The 20,839-nt window shown below is 36.4% G+C and carries 18 protein-coding genes; 4 read left to right on the forward strand and 14 right to left on the reverse strand.

The features are described 5' to 3' along the window. The first annotated feature begins 190 nt into the window (after positions 1-190). From secA to HMPREF1252_RS01265, 3 genes are read left to right on the forward strand one after another with little or no spacing between them, the layout of a single operon-like run. Positions 191-2,929: a preprotein translocase subunit SecA gene (gene secA / locus HMPREF1252_RS01255; RefSeq protein ID WP_023059129.1), complete on the forward strand. Its 2,739-nt coding sequence runs from the start codon at positions 191-193 to the stop codon at positions 2,927-2,929. Beyond that, positions 2,913-4,682, forward strand: coding sequence for a bifunctional lysylphosphatidylglycerol flippase/synthetase MprF (locus tag HMPREF1252_RS09160; RefSeq protein WP_023059027.1), 1,770 nt, complete (start codon positions 2,913-2,915; stop codon positions 4,680-4,682). Before secA ends, HMPREF1252_RS09160 begins: the two co-directional genes overlap by 17 nt. Further along, positions 4,679-5,401 carry an alpha/beta fold hydrolase gene (locus HMPREF1252_RS01265; RefSeq protein WP_023058957.1) on the forward strand — a complete coding sequence of 241 codons (723 nt, stop codon included), beginning with the start codon at positions 4,679-4,681 and terminating at the stop codon, positions 5,399-5,401. The genes HMPREF1252_RS09160 and HMPREF1252_RS01265 overlap by 4 nt, the downstream gene beginning before the upstream one ends. A 1,361-nt stretch (positions 5,402-6,762) precedes the next feature. Here HMPREF1252_RS01265 and HMPREF1252_RS01270 read toward each other — a convergent pair. The 5 genes from HMPREF1252_RS01270 to HMPREF1252_RS01290 are packed head-to-tail and all read right to left on the reverse strand — an operon-like array spanning position 6,763 to position 11,090. Further along, entirely contained in the window at positions 6,763-7,605 is an 843-nt protein-coding gene (locus HMPREF1252_RS01270; RefSeq protein ID WP_051338873.1) for a YgcG family protein, read from the reverse strand. Beyond that, complete coding sequence (locus HMPREF1252_RS01275; RefSeq protein WP_023059110.1) at positions 7,592-8,173, reverse strand: LemA family protein; 582 nt, start codon at positions 8,171-8,173, stop codon at positions 7,592-7,594. The genes HMPREF1252_RS01270 and HMPREF1252_RS01275 overlap by 14 nt, the downstream gene beginning before the upstream one ends. 10 nt (positions 8,174-8,183) lie before the next feature. Further along, positions 8,184-9,350, reverse strand: a complete 1,167-nt coding sequence (gene thiI / locus HMPREF1252_RS01280; protein ID WP_023059067.1) for a tRNA uracil 4-sulfurtransferase ThiI — start codon at positions 9,348-9,350, stop codon at positions 8,184-8,186. Next, the gene (locus HMPREF1252_RS01285) at positions 9,350-10,492 is read right to left on the reverse strand and encodes a cysteine desulfurase family protein (protein ID WP_023059100.1); all 1,143 of its coding nucleotides are present in this window, start codon (positions 10,490-10,492) and stop codon (positions 9,350-9,352) included. Before HMPREF1252_RS01285 ends, thiI begins: the two co-directional genes overlap by 1 nt. A gap of 1 nt (position 10,493) precedes the next feature. Continuing rightward, positions 10,494-11,090 carry an LUD domain-containing protein gene (locus tag HMPREF1252_RS01290; RefSeq protein ID WP_023058949.1) on the reverse strand — a complete coding sequence of 199 codons (597 nt, stop codon included), beginning with the start codon at positions 11,088-11,090 and terminating at the stop codon, positions 10,494-10,496. Positions 11,091-11,159: 69 nt separating this feature from the next. Here HMPREF1252_RS01290 and HMPREF1252_RS01295 point away from each other — a divergent pair, with 69 nt between their 5' ends. Next, on the forward strand, positions 11,160-12,044 hold the full coding sequence (locus HMPREF1252_RS01295; protein ID WP_023059069.1) for a ribonuclease H-like domain-containing protein: 885 nt from the start codon (positions 11,160-11,162) through the stop codon (positions 12,042-12,044). Positions 12,045-12,091: 47 nt separating this feature from the next. On the opposite strand, the gene HMPREF1252_RS01300 is transcribed toward HMPREF1252_RS01295, so the two are convergent. From HMPREF1252_RS01300 to HMPREF1252_RS01340, 9 genes are read right to left on the reverse strand one after another with little or no spacing between them, the layout of a single operon-like run. Then, entirely contained in the window at positions 12,092-13,285 is a 1,194-nt protein-coding gene (locus HMPREF1252_RS01300) for an ABC transporter permease (protein ID WP_023058953.1), read from the reverse strand. After that, positions 13,285-14,058, reverse strand: coding sequence for an ABC transporter ATP-binding protein (locus HMPREF1252_RS01305; RefSeq protein WP_023058976.1), 774 nt, complete (start codon positions 14,056-14,058; stop codon positions 13,285-13,287). The genes HMPREF1252_RS01300 and HMPREF1252_RS01305 overlap by 1 nt, the downstream gene beginning before the upstream one ends. Positions 14,059-14,101: 43 nt before the next feature. Further along, positions 14,102-14,857 (reverse strand): Nif3-like dinuclear metal center hexameric protein, encoded by a 756-nt coding sequence (locus tag HMPREF1252_RS01310; RefSeq protein ID WP_051338874.1) that lies wholly within the window; start codon positions 14,855-14,857, stop codon positions 14,102-14,104. Further along, the gene (locus HMPREF1252_RS01315; RefSeq protein ID WP_023058971.1) at positions 14,820-15,506 is read right to left on the reverse strand and encodes a class I SAM-dependent methyltransferase; all 687 of its coding nucleotides are present in this window, start codon (positions 15,504-15,506) and stop codon (positions 14,820-14,822) included. The genes HMPREF1252_RS01310 and HMPREF1252_RS01315 overlap by 38 nt, the downstream gene beginning before the upstream one ends. After that, positions 15,503-16,609 carry an RNA polymerase sigma factor RpoD gene (gene rpoD, locus HMPREF1252_RS01320; RefSeq protein ID WP_023058992.1) on the reverse strand — a complete coding sequence of 369 codons (1,107 nt, stop codon included), beginning with the start codon at positions 16,607-16,609 and terminating at the stop codon, positions 15,503-15,505. Before rpoD ends, HMPREF1252_RS01315 begins: the two co-directional genes overlap by 4 nt. Next, positions 16,602-18,398, reverse strand: coding sequence for a DNA primase (dnaG, locus tag HMPREF1252_RS01325; RefSeq protein WP_023058996.1), 1,797 nt, complete (start codon positions 18,396-18,398; stop codon positions 16,602-16,604). The genes rpoD and dnaG overlap by 8 nt, the downstream gene beginning before the upstream one ends. Then, a complete protein-coding gene (locus tag HMPREF1252_RS01330; RefSeq protein ID WP_023059098.1) occupies positions 18,388-19,410 on the reverse strand; it encodes a deoxyguanosinetriphosphate triphosphohydrolase in 1,023 nt (340 codons plus the stop codon). Before HMPREF1252_RS01330 ends, dnaG begins: the two co-directional genes overlap by 11 nt. Then, the gene (locus HMPREF1252_RS01335) at positions 19,407-20,219 is read right to left on the reverse strand and encodes a pyruvate, water dikinase regulatory protein (RefSeq protein ID WP_023059026.1); all 813 of its coding nucleotides are present in this window, start codon (positions 20,217-20,219) and stop codon (positions 19,407-19,409) included. The genes HMPREF1252_RS01330 and HMPREF1252_RS01335 overlap by 4 nt, the downstream gene beginning before the upstream one ends. A 1-nt stretch (position 20,220) precedes the next feature. Then, on the reverse strand, positions 20,221-20,838 hold the full coding sequence (locus HMPREF1252_RS01340) for a helix-turn-helix transcriptional regulator (protein ID WP_023059088.1): 618 nt from the start codon (positions 20,836-20,838) through the stop codon (positions 20,221-20,223). Position 20,839 lies beyond the last annotated feature (1 nt).

A 20,839-nucleotide genomic window follows, 5' to 3' on the forward strand; every position in this document is an offset into this window, starting at 1 on the left:
TAACTTATTTATCTATTTATAAAAAATTTATATCTATTTTGAACTCAATTTTTTTATTTTCATGGAATATTTATAAAATTTTATTGAAAGATGTGTTATTTTCAAAGATTTTAGAATTTTTTAAGTGTTTTTTTATCTATTTAGGTATATAATAGATAGGAATGATTATAAACCGAGAAAGGATGGTTTAATGGGACTATTTGATATGATTTTTGGATCATATAGTGATAAAGAAATTAAAAAAATTCAACCACTTGTTGATAAAGTATTAGCTCTTGAACCTAAATTTGCTAAATTTAGTGATGCAGAGCTTAAGAATAATACTGAAGAATTTAAAAAGAGACATAGAAATGGCGAATCTCTAGACGATTTACTTCCAGAAGCTTTTGCGAATATTCGTGAAGCTGCTTGGAGAGTGCTTGGTATGAAGCACTTCCCTGTACAAATTATTGGTGGGATTATTCTTCACCAAGGTAGAATCGCGGAAATGAGAACTGGTGAAGGTAAGACTTTGGTTGCTACTCTTCCTGCTTACTTAAATGCTATTTCTGAAAAAGGTGTACACGTTGTAACTGTCAACGACTACCTTGCTAGCCGTGATAAGCTTTGGATGGGTAAGGTCTATGAATTTCTAGGTCTTAGCGTTGGATGTATTATCCACGGTCTTTCTCCTGAAGAGAGAAAAATTGCTTACAATGCTGATATTACTTACGGTACTAACAACGAATTTGGATTCGACTACCTAAGAGACAATATGGTTATCTACAAGGAAGAGATGGTTCAAAGACCTCTTAACTACTGTATCGTCGACGAAGTTGACTCAATTCTTATCGATGAGGCTAGGACCCCACTTATTATTTCTGGTCGTGGCGACGAAAGTACCGATCTATATGTAAAGGCTCGTGACTTCGTAAATACTCTTAGCCATAGGGTTAAGACTGAAGAAGAAAGCAGCTTTGAGAGATTTAACCGTACCTTCGAAGAAGAAACTGTTGACTATGTTGTAAATGAAAAAGACAAGACTTCTACTCTTACTGACAAGGGTATTTCAAAGGCTGAAAAATATTTCGGCGTAGATAATCTTACAGACCTTGACAATATGGAACTTCAACATCATATAAACCAAGCTCTAAAGGCTCAAGGTAATATGAAAAAGGACATCGACTATGTTGTTAAAGATGGCGAAATTATAATCGTTGATGAATTTACCGGTCGTTTGATGTTTGGTCGTAGATATTCTGAAGGTCTACACCAAGCTATCGAAGCTAAAGAAGGTTTAAATGTTCAAGCTGAGTCCAAGACTCTTGCTACTATTACCTTCCAAAACTACTTTAGAATGTATAGAAAACTTGCTGGTATGACTGGTACCGCTATGACTGAAGAAGGCGAATTTAGAGATATCTACCACATAGACGTTGTAGAAATCCCTACTAACAAACCTGTTATAAGAGTGGACGCCAACGATTCTATCTACAAATCTGAAGACGCTAAGTTTAAAGCTGTTACTAGAGAAATCGAAGAATGTCACGCTAAGGGTCAACCGGTTCTAGTGGGTACTATTTCTATCGAAAAATCTGAAGAGCTTTCAAAATATTTAAAGAGAGCTGGCATTAAACACAATGTATTAAACGCTAAGAACCACGAACAAGAATCAGAAATCGTTGCTCAAGCTGGTCGTTTTGGTGCGGTAACTATCGCTACTAACATGGCTGGTCGTGGTACGGATATCGTGCTTGGTGGTAACCCAGAGTTCATGGCTAAGAACCAAATGAAGAAGGAAGGTTTGGAAGAAGAAATTCTAAACCAAGTTGACACCTACAATGAAACTGATAACGCTGAAGTTCTAGAAGCTAGAAAGAAATATCAAGAATTAGTAAAAAAATATAAAGAAGAAACAGATAAGGAAGCTGAAGAAGTAAAGGCTGCCGGCGGTCTACACATAATCGGTACCGAAAGACACGAATCTAGACGTATCGACAACCAACTTAGAGGACGTTCTGGACGTCAAGGAGACCCTGGTTCTTCAAGATTCTATATTTCTGCAGACGACGATTTGATCAGACTTTTCGCTGGTGATAGATTTAAAAACACCATGGAAAGAATCGACGCTCCTGAAGATGAACCGATAGAATCTAAACTTCTAACTAAACTTATTGAATCTGCTCAAAGAAAAGTAGAAGGTAACAACTTCTCAATTCGTAAGAATGTCCTACAATATGACGACGTTATGAATAAACAAAGGGAAGTTATCTACAAAGAACGTAGAAAAGTTCTTGAAGGTGAAGATATCCACGCAGATATAGAGGCTATGATAGATAGCATCATCGAAAAGAATATCCAATTCTACAACAAGATGGATCACAACAACAAGCACTACCTAGATATGGAAGGAATTGTAAACTTCGTTACAAATATCTTTGGATTTGAAAAGAATTTCTTAGATGGATACAATGGAAATTCTGTAGAAGATTTAATCTCATATGTTGAAGATCTAGCTGCTAAGAAATATACAGAAAAAGAAGCAGAGTTTACACCTGATAAATTTAGAGAAATAGAAAGAGTCGTTCTTCTACAAGTAGTTGACCAAAAATGGATGGATCACATCGACGCAATGGATCAACTAAGAACTGGTATTGGACTTCGTGCAGTAGGTCAAGTAGACCCAGTGCGTGCCTATGCTCAAGAAGGATTCGACATGTTCGAAGAAATGAACGAATCTATAAAAGAAGACACTGTAAAGATGCTATTCCACATCTACAACCCTGAAAAAGTACAAAGAGTTAGAGTGGCAAAAGAAGTAGAAACTGTAGATCCTGATTCAGGAAAACAAAAACCTTATGAAAGAAAAACTAAAAAAGTAGGAAGAAACGATCCATGCCCATGTGGAAGCGGAAAGAAGTATAAAAACTGCTGTGGCAAAAACATTTAATGAGAAAAGACCTGTAAAAGGTCTTTCTTTTAATAGAAAAAACTACAACAAATACTTTCTGTACTCTGCATTTGTGCTACTTTTTTTAGTTTCATTTCAACTAATTTTTTCAAGCGCAGTCTACACAGTCAAGTTTCTGCATGGAAAAGACAAAGAATATTTAAAGGACATATTCAATCTTTCAAGGTTTATATTCTTTGCCCTATCCACACTTAACTTTATAATCTTCTTCGACCTTGTAAAGAAGAAGAGGTACGCATATCTACTAGAACTATTCTCCCTATTCTTGCTCATTTGCCTTAGAATAATTAGGCACGGCATCCTGGGAAAATATCTAGTACCAATCTATCTCTATATATTTATCGTGCTCTATCTAAACAACGGATACTTCACAGTAAATGTAGTGGGATTTAAAAGAAAATCGTTTATTAGAAGTCTCTTGGCAACACTTACAATTATATTTACTCAATCCATAATACTTGTGGTATTTACATCCAAGAGATTTAATCTTCATCTACCTATTGAAGAAATATTAAAAAATGCTTTCTACGGGATATTTGGAATCAGCACCTTGGACATCTACCTACCGAAAAACATATTCCTTAGATACCAATCCACCATTTGGCTGCAACTGATTTTTGCACTGATCGTATTTCTTGCAATAGCGCTAAAGCCAATTTTTGAAAAATCTTACAACACAAATATCGACGATGTAAAGAGTTTCATCATAGAAAATGGAAAAAACCCTCTCTCCTACTTGATTTTGGAAGAAGATAAAAATATCTTCTACTCAGAAAGAGTTAGAGGTCTCGTAGGATACAAAATCGTAAATGGAGTATTTGTAATCCTTGGAGATATAGTAGTTGAAGAAGGTGGAGAAAATATCTTCATAGAAGAACTACTTGAATTTTGTAAGTATCAAAAGCTTGAAATATTATTTCTAAACTCAACTGGAGAATATAAAAAGGAACTTCTCTCCCTTGGGCTACACCAAGCAAAGTATGGCGAAGACTGTATCTTTACCCTCGACGAATACGACCTAAAGGGCAAAAGAGCACAAAAGATTAGAACAGCCATCAATAAATCTAAGAAGCTCGGCGTGGAAGTTCACGAATATAAAATAGAAGAAGGACGAGACGAATTTATAGAAAATTCCTTTAGAGAAATCACCGATGCATGGATAAAAAATAAGGGATCCATGATGATGGAATTCACTGTCGGCTCAATGAATCTTGAAGCTCCCGAAAACCGCAGATACTTTTACAGCATATTGGACGGAGTTATAATAGCGTTTGTAGTATTTGTCCCTTATGACAATAGAAAAGGCTACATCGCAGATATCACAAGACGCCGGGAAGGAGCACCACAAGGAGCAATCGAATCTATAATCTACGACGGATTCATGACCCTTAAAGAAGAAGGAGCAGAAGAAGGAAATATGGGACTGTGCCCTCTTTACAATGTGGTGGATGACTTCTCTGGATTTAATGAAAAGTTTTTAAACGAAATCTACGAAAGATTTTCAAAGTTTTATAACTTCAAAGCACTTCGCCATTCAAAGGAAAAATATGGACCAACCACTTGGAAGAACAGATACCTTTACTACAGCGGCAAGAATTTCTTCAAAATTTTAACCGCTATAGTCCTCTGCCACTTCCCTAAAAATATGTGGAAGTACGTGTCCACACAGATATTGGATTTTGTAAAAGATAAGATAAGCACTGAAAGGTCAACAAAAGATGATCTCCAATGAAAGAAATAGAAAATAAAAAATTAAAAAGCGATAAAATTTTAATAAATTATGTGGATGAAGGAAGCGGAACAACACTTCTCTTCCTCCACGGAAACCTAGTGTCCCACCACTATTTCAAAAAAGAAATCCTAGAATTTAAAGATAGATATAGAGTAGTGGCGCCGGACACGAGGGGTCATGGACAATCCAGCTTCGGAAGTGGACCAGTTAACTTAGATACACTATCCGATGATTTACACATGCTTATAAAAAGCCTTGGACTAAAAGATATTGTCTTGATTGGACATTCTGACGGAGCAAACATCGCACTAAAATATCTAACCAAGTACGACGATGTCATCGGAGCAGTAAGTCTATCTGGAAATATATCTCCGAAGGGGCTATTTAGGATTCCATATCTTTTCTTTGAAATGAGGAGAAAAATAACCCATTTCTTGGGAAGATTTAACAAAAAATATATGGAAAGATCCATCTTACTTTCGCTAATCACAGAAAGTAAAAATATTTCTATGAAGGATCTTAAAAAGATAAAAGTGCCGGTTTTATACATCGTTGGAAGCAAGGATATAATAGACATCGACCATACCAATAAAATGGTAGCAAATACACCCAAGGGAAGTCTGTATGTGGCAAAAGGCGTCGGTCACCACGTGCTAAAGAACTATCTTCCAGCGGAGAAATTAATCGAAGAATTTGTAAATACACTAATAGAAAAATAATCCATACTGGTAACAGTGTGGATTTCTTTTAAATGCATGTCTGAATAAAATTATGGACTCAATTTGATAAATTTTTCCTATAAATCCGGTCACCCTGAGCGAAGATGACGAAGTCAGCGAAGTCGAATGGGTATAACCTTGGTGGGGTTAAGTATGTGTGACTGAATTTATATATTTTCTGTAAAATCATAAAAATAATCTAATGCTGAATATACATACTATGTAAAATCACCCAAAGTCACATTAATCGCTGCACTTAATCCATGTCTTTGTGGAAATCATGGTTCAAAAAAATCTTATGGAGTACAGTCACCCAATAAGAACTCGCCTGCTTCTCAGAATGACCAGTGGTGGAAGAGATTTTTAATATTTTTTTGTCTTAGATAGGTTAAATATAGGTCAGATCCTTCGACTTCAAAGGCTAACGCCTTTTCCGCTCAGGATGACCAGTTGGAATGGTTGACGCTCTATTAGCATTAATTACTTGCAAAGTTTATTGTAGCCTTCGGCTGTGGAAGCAAGATGCTTCCGCTACGAGGGATAAATCAAAATTTACACTTTCGTACGGCTTCGCCTGATTTTTCTTTATTCTATGCAAAATTAAAAGTCCACATACGGATTTAACACCATTTAAATTCCAGAGAATATAATCTTTAAACTTTTCTACGACCCACTTATGCAACTTACGTGATTTTCCATGAGGCGTTAAAAAATTTGGGCGTCTGAGCGTAGCGAGTTCCCAAATTTTAGCCGAAATGTGAAAATCACTTCCCTGATAATGCGAGGTGGGCAGAGGGAGCTCGAGGGGGATGGGAGGAAACTGCGAGTCTCGTTCGCAAAACCGTAGGTTTTATCGGCGAGACGTTAATTTCCTCCCTCTCCCTCGTAAAAGAAAATTGGAAGGAGAAAGAATAGGGTTTGGTTATGCGTAGGATATTTATTTACATATATTATAATCTTTGAAATTATTTCATTTGCAAGGACTTGACCATTGGAGGTTATACCCATTCGACTACGACGGCAGAGCCGTCTCCGCTCAGGGTGACTGTAGTTTGGAGGATACTGTAGCGTCGAAGCCCTAGCCGAAATCTGTGATTTCGGTGCAGGTCTCGTGAAAAGAGTTCCAAAGAAGCCGAACAAAGTGAAGGCTGATTTGCAGAACTCGACTGCTCGTCTGAGGGAAAATAATTTAGTATGACATCTTAAGGAATGCAGTCACCCTGAGCGAAGATGACGAAGTCATCGAAGTCGAACGGGTATAACCTTGGTAAAGTCAAGTATGGATGACAGTGCCTTAGATATTTATTTTAATTTCACATCAAAAAAACCAGAGGTCATGCCTCTGGTCATTTTTTTATTTTTTACCAAGAGCCGGAGCTTCCTCCGCCGCCTGTTGATCCTCCTCCACCGGAGAATCCTCCAAAGCCACCGCCGGAGCTTCCGCTGCTTCCACCGAAGCCGCCTCCTCCGAAAAATCCTCCGAAGCCGCCTCCGAAGTCGTCATCATCATAGAAAATATTTCTTCTATATCTTCTCCTATACTTTCTCCTTCTATTGTTGGTTGAAAGTATTATTAGGATGATGATTACAAACATTATTATTCTTATAGGGCTTATATCCGAATCTTCGTCATCTGGTGAGAATGATGCCGGCACTGATCTTTCTATTTCTATGTCGTACTCTTGTTTATATTTTTCTAGTACTTCGTTATAGATTTCAAGGATTCCTTCTTCGTAAGCTTCCTTGTTCTCTCCTGTTCTATCTCCTGGTGGAAATAGTTTGGATGCGTTACGCCTTATGGTATCTGCTACCGCATCTGGTACCCAACCTTCTGTCCTATATCCAGGCATGATGGTTAAGCTTCCTTCTGGGATGGATAGTAGAATTAGAAGTCCGTTATTTTCTTTGTTTCCAAATTTCCATTTGTCGAAAATTTTTACACCATAGGAGTTGCCGTCATATCCTTGAAGTGATTTTACTATCATCACTCCTATTTGCGCTCCGGTCTTCTTTTCCAAGTCGTAGTTTGTTTCGTTGATGTACTCAATTGATGTCTCTGATAGGATTCCCATTTCATCATATACATATCCTTTTGCATCCTTTGGATCTGGCACCCACACGTCTTTTTCTGCAAAGGTGCTCATGGTTAGAGACATCAAAAGTATTATTGAAAGGATGATTCTTTTCATTTTATTTTTTATCAAAATCTACTTGTGGATTTTCCATATCGCTTGCTGATACTTCAAAGTATGACTTAGGTGAGAATCCTAAGATTGAAGCTACAATATTGGTTGGAAATCTCTTTACATCTTTGTTAAATTCTGTAACTGCGCTATTGTATCTTTCTCTTTCTGTAGCGATTCTATTTTCTGTGCCTTCCAGTTGCGCTTGTAGGTTTAAGAATCCTTCGTTAGCTTTTAGCTCTGGATATGCTTCTACCACTACATTTATATCGCCGATTGCCTTTGTAAGTTCTGTGTTTGCTTCTGATAATTCTTCCGGGGTCTTTGCACTTTGAACTTTTGATCTTGCTTCTGTGATCTTGGTTAGTGTTTCTTCTTCGTGGTTTGCGTAACCTTTAACAGTGTTTACTAAGTTTGGTATAAGGTCTGCACGTCTTTTTACCACGTTTTCTACTTGAGCATACTTGCCATCTACTTCTGCTTCTAGGGTTACTAATCTATTGTAATTCTTAACGAGTATTCCCCCGATAACTGCTACCAATGCTATTATGATTAGTAGTGAGCCACCTATCTTTCCTTGTCTTTTCATTTTTTTCCTCCTAGTCAATGTTAATTATGGTCATATTTTCTATTGCTTCTTCAACTAATTTATCGATGTCCAAGCCTTCTTCTGATTTTTCCATAATTTCTATGGTTGGTTTTAGAAGTGGATGCTTAGGTAAGAACACTGTGCAACAATCTTCGAATGGAAGGATTGATGTTTCATAGGTTCCTATTCTCTTAGATATTTCTATGATGTCAACCTTGTCCATTCCGATTAGTGGTCTAAATACCAATCTGTCTGTAATTGCATCGGTGCAGGCTAGTCCTTCTATAGTTTGGGAAGCAACTTGTCCGAGATTTTCTCCGGTTATAATTGATTTATACCCGTTTTTTGCTGAGATACTCTCTGCGATCCTCATCATAAACCTTCTTGATAGGACGGTCATCTGAGATTCGTGGCAGTGTTTGTTGATTTCTTTCTGAATTGGAAGGATGTTTACTGAATAAATCTTCATCGGTCCTGAGTAGGAGCTTACTATTTCTCCAAGTTTTATTACTTTTTCTTCTGCCCTCTTAGATGTGAATGGGAATGAATGGAAGTGAAGAGCGTCCACCTTCACGCCACGCTTCGCCATCATGTAACCTGCCACCGGGCTGTCTATTCCTCCTGATAAAAGAAGTAGTCCTGTGCCGTTGGTGCCAAGAGGTAGTCCTCCATGTCCTCTAAATTTTTCTGTATACACATAGGCATCTTGTCTTATGTCCACATAGACATAGAAGTCCGGATTATGCACATCAACTTTTACATCGAAATTTTTTAGAACAGTTTCTCCTATGACGCGGCTAAATTCCATGCTGGTCATTGGAAATTTCTTGTCTGCTCTCTTCGTTTCTCCTTTAAATGTTTTGAAATCATTCTTTTCCAGAGTTTCTCTCGTTATTTCTTTTATCGCTTCTCTTATTTCGTCTTCGTCTTTACCAACTTTTATACATGGACTTAGGTACACAATCCCAAATACGTGGGACACCCTTTTTATTATTCTATCCATGTTTTCTTTTTCGCATTCGATATATACTTTTCCAATATCTTGGTAAATCTTTTTATATTCTATATCGTGGAGAGATCTTACAACTTGCTTTATAAGTGCGTCGATAAAACTTCCCCTATTTTTCCCTTTTAAAACCAACTCTCCCAATGAGAGTCCTACTGCATATTTAAACATTATCTTTCCATCACTCCTCTGACTTCCTTCACCGAATAAATAAGTTTTTCTATAAATTCGTCTATATCTTTTTCATCTATATCTTTACATATGCAAATTCTGATTGTGCCTTCCATTAGATTTTCTGGAAGTCCTATTCCCTGCAAAACCGCAGATTTTTCTGTGCCATTACTGTTACAAGCTGATGCTGTGCTTATAAATATATCAAATTCTTCTAAGTAGTGAAGAATTACCTCTCCCCTGGTGCCTTCTATGGAAACACTGGTAATATATGGGCTTCCATCTTCACCATTTACTTGGTAGCGGTCTAAATTTTCTTCCAACTTTTTAAGTAAGTACGCCTTAATATTTTTTGCATGGGCGTATTCTTTTTCGAAATCTTCTAGTTCACAGTCGATTGCAACTTTAAAGCCTGCTATTCCCGGCATATTTTCTGTTCCTGAACGGACATCTTTTTCCTGTCCTCCGCCATAAACTATTGAAGGGATTGCCACCGCATTCTTTATATACAAAGCTCCTGTTCCCTTTGGTCCATATACTTTGTGTGAGCTCATTGCATAACTGTCACAGCCAAGTTCCTTCACATCTACAGGAATTTTGCAAAGAGCTTGGACTCCGTCCACATGGACAAAAGTATTAGGATTTATTTCTTTTACAATCTTTACGATTTCTTTTATATCTTGGATAGTTCCTAGTTCGCTATTTACTTGGGCAAGGGCTACCACCGCCGTGTTATCATTTACTTCTTTTTTAAGTTCAGAAATCAAGACTTTGCCCTTTGGATCTACGGGAAGTAGCACCACTTCATAACCGAGATCTCTGTAGCGAAGAAATAATTTTCTAAGAGAAGAATGTTCTATGGTTGTAGTGATTATCTTTTTAAATCTCTTATTCTTTTCTATAAAACCTTGTACTGCAATATTGTTGCTTTCAGTTCCGCCAGAGGTGAAGAATATTTCCTTTGGATTTGCATGGATGAATTTTGCAAGACTCGCCCTTGCACCTTCTCTGATCTTTTCAGCATCCATTCCCATTCTATGAAGTGAGGAAGGATTTCCAAAATCAGATGTAAGCATCTTCACCATCATATCCACCACTTCTGGTCTCGGTTTTGTAGTTGCACAATTATCTAAATAAATCAATTTAATACCCCAAATCTTCGTTAATTAAAAACACATATGTATCTTGGAATTTAGGTCCATGTTTAAGAGTTAGCTCCATAATATTCGTATCTTCTTGTCTATCGAAGTCAAGTCTCATGTTCTTCTTTAGGCTCTCTAGTTCCATTCTCTTGAAATTTTGTGGTTGAGCGATTATCAAAGATCTATTAAATCCTGAGTTTACATCGGTTACAACCTTATTTCTTCCAACGAAGAAGAATACTTTTTTCTTGCCAAAGGTAACAGCACTTATTCTATTTCCATAGTAATCCACCATAAGAATCTGTCCGTCCTCAGTTACTGCATTTGCAGAAGTCACGAAGAAATCTGCCATATGTGATTTCATCATGCTGCTTTGGTAGTCCCTGTCCAACCAGTGCATGGACACGTCTGCTCCTTTTTCTTTTAAAGAATTATATATATCAAGCTCTTCAAGAGTTACAGATCCTGCAACTGCCACAGTTCTGCCTGGCTTTATAAAGTTCATGAAGTAATCTCTTGCCTCTGCTCCAGTTTCAAATATTTCAGAAATAAATCCGTTCTTCATCAGACTATTTCTAGTTCTCACTAAATTTATCATTGCTTCCCCTTTCTAAATAACCTAGTATCAATTATAATTTAAATAAGAAAATATTTAAAGTGGGTAATTATGAAAGTATTTGAGACTATTAACGAAAAAAATAATAAATATGACGATTTTGTTTTCATGGATATTGAGACCACAGGACTCACACATCAAAATCCCATCGTATCCATCACCGTTTCCGACGGCGTAAAAATAGTGACTACTGTCATCGAAGATCTAAAGGATGAGCAGGAACTTATCTCAGATTTTATAGAAAAATATAATGGATGCAACTTTATTACATACAATGGCGAATCCTTCGACCTTCCTTTTATAAGACAGAGGGCGAAGTATTATAATATGGAATTTGAATACGAATCCACGGACCTCTACAAGTATTTCAACAGGTACAGGCACCTCTTCCCTATGAAGTCCTTAAGACAGATTGAAGTTGAAAAGTATTTTAATTTAGATCGTGGAGAGGATATATCAGGTGCGGAAGTGGTTGAACTTTTTAGAAATTATCTCACATCAAAGGACAAAAAGAATCTGGATATTATTGGACACCACAATCTTAAAGATGTAGAAGGTCTTGTGTACCTCTACGAAAATAGATTTTTGATTCATAGAGAAAATAGGATTACTTTCGGCGAAGATTATCTCGAAATAAGAGATATAGATCTCGACCATGACACACTTAAAATCTCAGGAGTTACCACTTTTCCTGATATGTTTTTAAATTCAAAGGACTACCTGCTAAATATACAGGATGGTGAGTTTTTCTTAGATATCTACACAAAGAGCGGAAAATATTCCAAGAATTTAATCTGCAACTATGTTCTAAAAAGGGATTTCCCCGTTGAAGTAAGCGACCTTAAATCACCAGAAGAAGTTGTAATTTTAAATTTGAAATCCATCGAAATGTATAATTTAAAATCTGTAGTAAGTTACATTTGCAAAGACTTATAATAAAATAAACATTAAAAAACCCATTCAACTGCGAATGGGTTAAATTTTTATGCGTTAAACATTATTTTTTCGCTTCCAAACATCTTGGCAACGATGAATGAGAATACTAGTCCAATTAGTACGTTTGAGCCCACTGAATAGATAAGATTTAAAGTATCTAATTCAGAAACTATAGAGCGACCTATTGCAAGGCAGCTTCCATAGATTGGAATCAAGAATTTAATTGGAGATGCTTCTCCCGTTGAGGTCATGGTCAAAACTCCTGCAACTATGACAATAATATAAAGTGGAGCTATATATGTGCCCGCTTCCTTTGCATTCTTTGCATAGGTTGCAATTATAGAAATCATCGCCACCATTAGAAATGCCATTGAAAGCATGATAAGTGCAATCTGTCCAAACTGAGTAAATGTAAATTTCACAGTAGCATCTTGACCAAAGGACATGGCTTTTGGCATTACGATTGACATTGAAATCACATAGGCAATCGAAGATATCATGGAGATTATCGTAAGTCCGATTAATTTTCCAAGGACTATGTCCGTTCTCTTTATAGGTGCAAGAAGAAGGCTCGCCATGGTTCCCCTTTCTTTTTCTCCTGTAAATGTGTCGATTGAAAGACCCATGATGGAGCTATAGAGCATGATAACTATAAAATATGGAAGCATCATAGATAGTGCCTTGCCAGACATCTTTTCTTCTTTGAAAATCTGTCCATCTACATCCTTATTAATGGTGAATACTTCTAATATTTTTTCGTCTCCTATTCTTTCTTTTATAATATTTTTCTTTATACCTTCATCGAATAGGGACTCAAGTTTTTTATAAGCCATATCGGAATTGTCTTCTGAAGGGTTGTAGAAAATATTTATATTCGGGATATTTTCTCTATCATAGTTTTCGATTTTTTGTCTGAAATCAGATGGAATTTCTACTATCGCATCTATCTCTCCATTTTTAAGCTTCTCTTTTAGATTTTCCATCTCCCCATCTTTTATACTCTCGATGGTCATGGTTTCAGAAATGCTTCCAAGATCTGCCTTTGTCTTTTCATCTAAATTAGAGAAATACACGAGAGATTTGTGGGTTTTCATATCGTCCACCATATTGTTCATGGTCTTACCCATTAATGAAAATATGATTATCATCATAAGTGGCGGCATAATGAACATCCCAAAAATCATTTTTTTATCGCCGAAGACTCTTCTTAGTTCTTTCTTAAGTATTATCATCATTCCCATTAGTCTTCTCCTTTTTCATTTGAATAAAGTTTAAAAAATGCTTCTTCCAAATCTTTTGCATCAGTCTTTTCTACCACTTCGTCAATAGTTCCATGAAACACAAGTTTACCATCGATTATAATTCCGATTCTGTCGCAGACTTTTTCCGCTTCAGTCATATTGTGGGTGGACATGATGATGGTTTTATTTTCTGATTTAAGTTCTTTTATATAATCAAGTACAGATTTTGCAGTTATAATATCAAGACCGGATGTCGGTTCGTCGAAAATTATTATTTCTGGATTGTGCATAAGGCTCACCGCAATGGCAGCTTTTTGCTTCATCCCTGTTGAAAGTTCTTCGATCTTCTTGTGTTTAAAATCATCTATTCCAAAGTATGAAAATAATTTTTCTTTTCTCTCTTTTATTGTTGATTTTGGAACATTTCTAAGTTCGCCGAAGAAATCAAAGAGATAGTCCGGTGTGAAGTTTGGATCGAGTTTTATTTCTGAAGTTAAAAATCCAATCTTTTCTCTTACCTTTTCTCCGTCTCTTACAGTGTCTAGTCCGTTTACTTCTACAGTGCCAGAAGTTGGCTTAAGAAGTGTGGAGATGATTCTTAGGGTTGTGGTCTTGCCGGCACCGTTGGTTCCTAGAATCCCAAATATTTCCCCTTCTTTGATATTTAAATTAATATTATTTACAGCGATTTTTTCGCTGTCCTTAGTCTTTAGTTCTTTCTTCATCTTCTTAGTCAGTTTGAAGATCTTCGTAAGATTTTTTATTTCTATCATAAGCACCTCTCAGTCTTATATTTATATTTTTCTCATTTTTATATTATATATAAAACTTAAAATTTGTGTCAATTATTTCCACATCTATTGTAAATTTTTCTTCCAAAAGCTCTTTTAACTTATCTAATACAAATTTTTCTGAACCGTAATGGGTAAGATCCACTAGAGAAATATTCTCTTCATAGGCTCTCTGTCCGTCGTGGTGCTTCACATCTCCGGTTATATACATATTAAGACCTCTGGATACTACCTCTTCGAAGTAACTCATACCAGAACCTCCTACGATTGCAAGTTTATCAACTGGAACTTTTTTACCGTAGAAGATTGCTCCGAGAGCATTTAATCTCTCGTAGATTTCATCTCCAATATTATTTTCTAGGACGTATCCAATGGTTGTTGAATCTGTCATGGCAAAGTTTTCTATTATTGGAAGTCCAAGAGCTTCTGCCAATGCGACGTTTACACCTTTATCTGAAACGTCAAGGCTCGTGTGGGATGAATAAACGGAAATTTTATTTTCTATAAGTTTAATTATATTTTTCCCGAGGTAGCTATCTTCGTCTATTCTCTTTATGCCTGTAAATATCATCGGATGGTGGGATATAATTAGTTTTGCTCCACTTTCTACTGCGTAATCAATAACTTTATCCGTTATGTCCATACATAGGATGACCTTTTCTGTTTCGTTTTTTATCCTGACTTGGTAACCGGAATTGTCCCATTCTTCCTGGTACTGTTCCGGAGCAATCTTTCTTATATATTCAATTATTTTTTCTGTACTTGTCATTGATTTTTTCATAATAATTCACTTCTTTTTTCAGTTCTATATATCTCTTAAGGGCTCTTTTACCCTGTTTTAGTCCTTTCATTATGGAAAGATTTGCATCTTTTAAATACTCTACAAATAAAAATGCCTCTTCTTGATTTTTTCTAAGAGCCTGGATTGGGATTTTAAGTTCAATTTCATTTGGAACTTCTCTTATATTTCCATCGTATTCTGCGACGATTATCTCGAAGTATCTGTCATCTTCGAAAACCACATCTTCGTCAATTATTTCATATCCGTTTTCAAATAGGTATTTTCTAAGTTCTCTTGCACCTTGCATCGGTTGCAGGATGAGTCTAACATTTTTAGAAATTTCTGATGCGGAAAGTATCTCTCCGATCAAGACTCCTCCCATGCCAGCTATTACTACAGTTTCGATTCCATCTTCCGGATTTAAAACCTCCATGCCATCTCCGAGCCTTGCGTCCAGTTCTATATTTTTTTCTTTTGCTAAATCTATTGCCTTTTGAAGGGATGGCTTTGAAATATCTGCAGCTATGGCATAGTCTACGATTTTATTTTCAATTAGAAAAATAGGCACAAGACCGTGATCTGTGCCTATGTCAGCCATTCTCTTTCCCTTTATATGGCTAGATATTTTATTTAATCTTTTAGAAATCATTCCAAATAATCCTTTAACTTTCTACTTCTGCTTGGGTGGCGAAGTTTTCTAAGTGCTTTTGCTTCAATCTGTCTTATTCTTTCTCTTGTGACATCGAATTCTTTGCCCACTTCTTCAAGAGTTCTATTTCTTCCGTCTTCAAGTCCAAATCTTAGGGTCAAGACTTTCTTTTCTCTATCTGTAAGAGTGTCAAGGACATCTCCAAGTTGTTCTCTTAGAAGTGTAAATGTTGCAGCGTCCTGTGGTGATTGGATTTCTTCATCAGGGATGAAATCTCCAAGATGAGAGTCTTCTTCTTCACCGATTGGTGTTTCTAAAGATACTGGTTCTTGTGCAATCTTTTGAATTTCACGAACTCTTTCCACATCTATGTTCATCTCTTCTGCAATTTCTTCTGGAGATGGATCTCTACCTAGATCTTGCACCAATTGTCTTTGAATTCTAACAAGTTTATTTATGGTTTCCACCATGTGAACAGGAATCCTTATGGTTCTTGCTTGGTCTGCTATGGCTCTTGTGATGGCTTGTCTAATCCACCAGGTTGCATAGGTTGAGAATTTAAATCCCTTCGTGTAGTCGAATTTGTCTACCGCTTTCATAAGTCCAAGGTTACCTTCTTGAATCAAGTCAAGAAAACTCATTCCTCTTCCCACGTATCTTTTGGCGATGGATACTACAAGTCTTAGGTTCGCTTCAGCAAGCTCTCTTGCAGCTTCCCTATCTCCATTTTCCATTCTCTTTGCGATGACCACTTCTTCATCCGCTGTTAATAGAGGAATTTTACCGATTTCCTTTAAGTACATTCTCACAGGATCGTCTACACTTATTCCCTTTGGAACGGACAAATCTTCTTTAGACACGTCGATCTTATCATCATCTTCATCGTCACCTATCTCTTCATCCAATAGTTCGATGCCTTTTTTTTCAAATTCTTTATACAATGAATCAATTTCATCACTTTCCATAGGAATTTCATCTAGAGCATCAACTATTTCTTCATAGGTTAGATTTCCCTTTTTCTTTCCTGTCTTCATGAGAGAATCTACTATGGAGTCTTTAGACATAGATTGATCTTCATCTTCAAAATCTAAATGATCAGTCATTTTTCATTCCTCCTTTAAGTTTTTGGTTTAAATCTATAATAATTTCTGATAATTCTTTCAATTTTTCTTTGTAATTTGGCTCATTTCTATCTAATTTTTCCAATTTTGATAGAGTCGATTTTAAATCTTCTTGTAGCTTACTCTTTATAATAGTCTTTGCAAGTTCTTCTATGATTCTATCTGGATATTCGTGGAAGACTTCAATTTCTTTTATAATTCTGTAGGAAGTCTCTGTTATCTTTCCATTTTCTTTTAGATTTTCAAGTGGATCTTTTGCACTTTTTTCATAGGCTTCTTCCAAAGATTTTATGACCTCTACTTCATTTTTTTCGAGGTATTCTTCTAGGTTTAAGTACTTTTTAATTATCTTTATATAATTTTCGTCAGCTGCTGCATAAGCCATAAGTTGGTATTTTGATTTTTTAAAACCATTTTGTATATTTTTAGCTACCGGTTTTGTAGTTTGTCTACTATTTTTTAAATTAAATTCCCTATTTCTTTCTCTCTTGTCCTCGTAATTTTGTTTATTTCTGTTTATATAGTTTATAATTGCAGATCTCGTAACTTTGTAATCTTTTGAGAGTCTGTCGATTTCAAGATCCCTTTCAATAGGATTTTTTATTGTAGCGACGAGTTTTGCTGATTCAACCAAGAATCCTGTCATCCCTTCTGTGGTACTTATGTCGAAGTTTTTCTTTAGATCTTCGATTAAGTATTCAAAATAGTTTGTCGCTTCAGATAAGGTCACTTCGAAGTTGAATGCTCCATATTTTTTTAAATATTCGTCTGGATCAAGCCCTTCAGGAAGTCTTATAATCTTTGGATTTACTCCAACGGATCTCAAGATTCCAATAGCGCGCTTCGTCGCTCTTATACCTGCCTCATCTCCATCGTAGCAGATGTATACATCTTTGCCGAACTTTTTTACAAGTTCTGCCTGCTCTGGAGTAAGTGCTGTACCTAGACTTGCTACACTATACTTTATACCACTTTTGTAGAGAGAAATAACATCCATGTAGCCTTCTACGAGAATAATTCTACTTCTATCCAAATTTTTTACTATATTTTGGTTGTAGAGATTTCTCCCCTTATGAAAGACAACTGTATCTGTGCTATTTAAATATTTTGGCATGGAGTCGTCCATTACTCTTCCACCAAAGGCGATTACCCTTCGTCTTAAATCGATAATTGGAAACATAATTCGATTTCTAAATCTATCGAAATACTTTCCATTTTGTGATTTAGAAACCAGGTTGTACTCTACTAATTCCTCTTCGTTATATCCGTTGGACTTCATATAGTTAAGCAAATTGTTCCAGCTATCTTCTGCAAAGCCAAGTCCATAGGCAGTAATAACTTCTGGTCCTATTTCTCTTCTCTCTAAGTATTCAAGGGCCATCTTATTTTTCTTTAGATTTTGCATATAAAATTTTGCCGCAAGCACATTGGCATCGTAGCATCTCGTAATTTTATCGAGTTTCTTTTTGTCTATTTTTTCTTCGCTAAGTTCGATATTATATTTCTCTGCTAAGAATTTTACCGCTTCTATAAAAGATAAATGCTCAATCTTCATAATAAATGTGATTACATCGCCGCCGGCACTGCAACCGAAACATTTAAATATTTGCTTCGATTCTGATACGGAAAATGAAGGGGTTTTTTCAGAATGAAAAGGGCACAATCCCATGTAGTTTGAGCCCTTTTTCTTTAAATCTACATATTCACTTATAACATCTACGATACTTGATTTTTGGCGTATTTCATCCAAAACTCTGTCGTCAATTCTCATCTCTACTATCCCATCCTTTAGGAATGCATATCTCTCTGAACACATGGATGGCGAAGGTATCTGTCATGCCCGCTATATAGTCTGCCACTATTTCGTCCTCTGTGTGTTCAATATTTGCATACAAACTTAGATGTTCTTTCGGTATTCTATATAAATCTTCTTTGTAAAAATTGTAGAGATATGTAAGTATTCTATCTACTTTCGTATCTTCTACTTTTACATTTTTATCAAGGTAGACCCTATCAAACATAAATTTTCTAAGGTTCATCGTCGCTTCATAAATTTCCGGCTCCATTTCGATTATTTCTTCGCCGTAGGATTTATTTATGATTGAGCTGATCATGGTGCCAATTCTTTCTGAGTGGGTGCTACCGAGTAATTCTATTTCTTCTTTTGGAAGGTCCTCTTCTCTTAAAATTCCCGCCCTAATAGCATCATCTATATCGTGGTTGATATAGGCGATTCTATCTGCGAATTTAATTATTTTTCCTTCCAAGGTGGATGCCATTCTGTCTCCGGTGTGATGAAGGATTCCATCTAACACATCTTCTGTTAGATTTAGTCCTCTTCTCTTCTCTCCTGTTTCAAGGAAATCTACCACCCTTATGGATTGTTCATTGTGGCGAAATCCACCTGGTTTAAGTCTATTTAAAACAGTCTCTCCACTATGACCAAATGGAGTATGACCTAGGTCGTGGCCCAAGGCTATCGCTTCTACCAAATCTTCATTTAGTTCAAGTGCCCTTGCAATGGTCCTTGCAATCTGTTGCACTTCCAATGTATGGGTGAGTCTGGTTCTAAAGTGGTCTCTGCCCGGACTGATAAAGACCTGGGTCTTGTGTTTTAATCTTCTAAAAGATTTTGAATGGATGATTCTATCCCTATCCCTTTGGTAGCTGGTTCTGATTTTACAATCTTCTTCAGCGTACTTTCTCTTCGCATCCTTTGAATGGCATGCGTAGGGTTTTAAAATTTTATATTCAAGAATCTCCCTATTTTCTCTTATATTCATAGTCCTACACTTTTCATATGATCGAGCACTATCTCCGCAGTTTCTTCTATTGCCTTATCAGTTACGTCTATAACTACACAGCCAAGTTTTCTCATGACTTCATCTGCGTACATAAGCTCTTCTCTGATTCTTTCTATATCAGCATATTTCGCGCCTTGAGAAAGTCCCAGTGATCTAAGCCTTTCTTCTCTTATGGAAATAAGTTTTCTCGGTCTACATGTAAGTCCGATTACCCTATTTACATCCTTGTCATAAACTTCTTGTGGTACTGGTACTTCTGGAACCAATGGAATGTTTGCGACTTTATAATTTTTATTTGCAAGGTACATTGAAAGCGGAGTCTTAGAAGTTCTAGAGATACCTACTAGGCATATGTCAGCTTTCTTAGCGCCCCTAGGATCCTTGCCGTCATCATACTTAACCGCAAATTCAATTGCCTCCACTTTTTTGAAATAATTTTCGTCAAGACGCCTTATAAGTCCAGGTTCTCTAAGTGGAGGATGTCCCAATGCCTTTTCAAATTCATAGAGTGGCTCTCCCATTACATCTATAAGATGGATGCCGAGTTCCTTTCCCTTCATTTGAATGTAGTCCCTAGTTTCTTGAACTACATTGGTATACACAACCACCGCTTTTTTACATCTGGAAGCCATTTCCATAATCGGTTTTATTTGTTCGACACTATTGTGGTATGGAAATCTTCTGATTTCGTAGTCTGTAGTTTCAAACTGTTTTACAGATGCTTTAGCAATTAGTTCTCCTGTCTCTCCAACTGAGTCGGAGATTACGAATATTGAAATATTAGGCATATTAATCTTCCTTAGTCTTAGATAATTCTATAAATACATTAAGCGCGTTGGTCTTGGTCCATCTTCCAACTACTTTTAAATGTTGATTTATAACTGGAATGGCGTCCACATCATGATCATATAAAATTTGAGCCGCTTCTTTTACAGTTGCCCTAGGGCTTACGGTAAACACATTTGGCATTCTAGTCATGATCACTGAAACGGGAGTGGTTTCTATATCCATCTTCGTCATGGTGGCTCTTAATAAATCTTTTCTGCTTACTACGCCGATTAATTTTGATTTGCTCGTTACGAATATAGTTCCGATATCTGATGCAAATAGTTCTACTATCGCATCGTTTATGCTATCTTCTTCGTCTAAAATTGCTGAGGTGGACATATAGTCCTTTACCAACATCTTTTGAAGTTTATTGTTTATAGATTGGGTGTCCACATCTCCTCTGAAGTAATAACCATACTTAGGTCTTGCACCTAAAATATTTAACATCACGAGGATGGAAAGATCAGGTCTTATGGTCGCCCTTGAAAGTCCCAATCTTTCAGCAATTTCGTCGCCTATTATAGGTTCTCCCTCTTTTACTATTTCAATTATTTCTTCTTGTCTCTTGGTTAGTTCCATA

Source organism: Peptoniphilus sp. BV3AC2 (assembly GCF_000478945.1).
GTDB classification, from domain to species: domain Bacteria; phylum Bacillota; class Clostridia; order Tissierellales; family Peptoniphilaceae; genus Peptoniphilus_B; species Peptoniphilus_B duerdenii.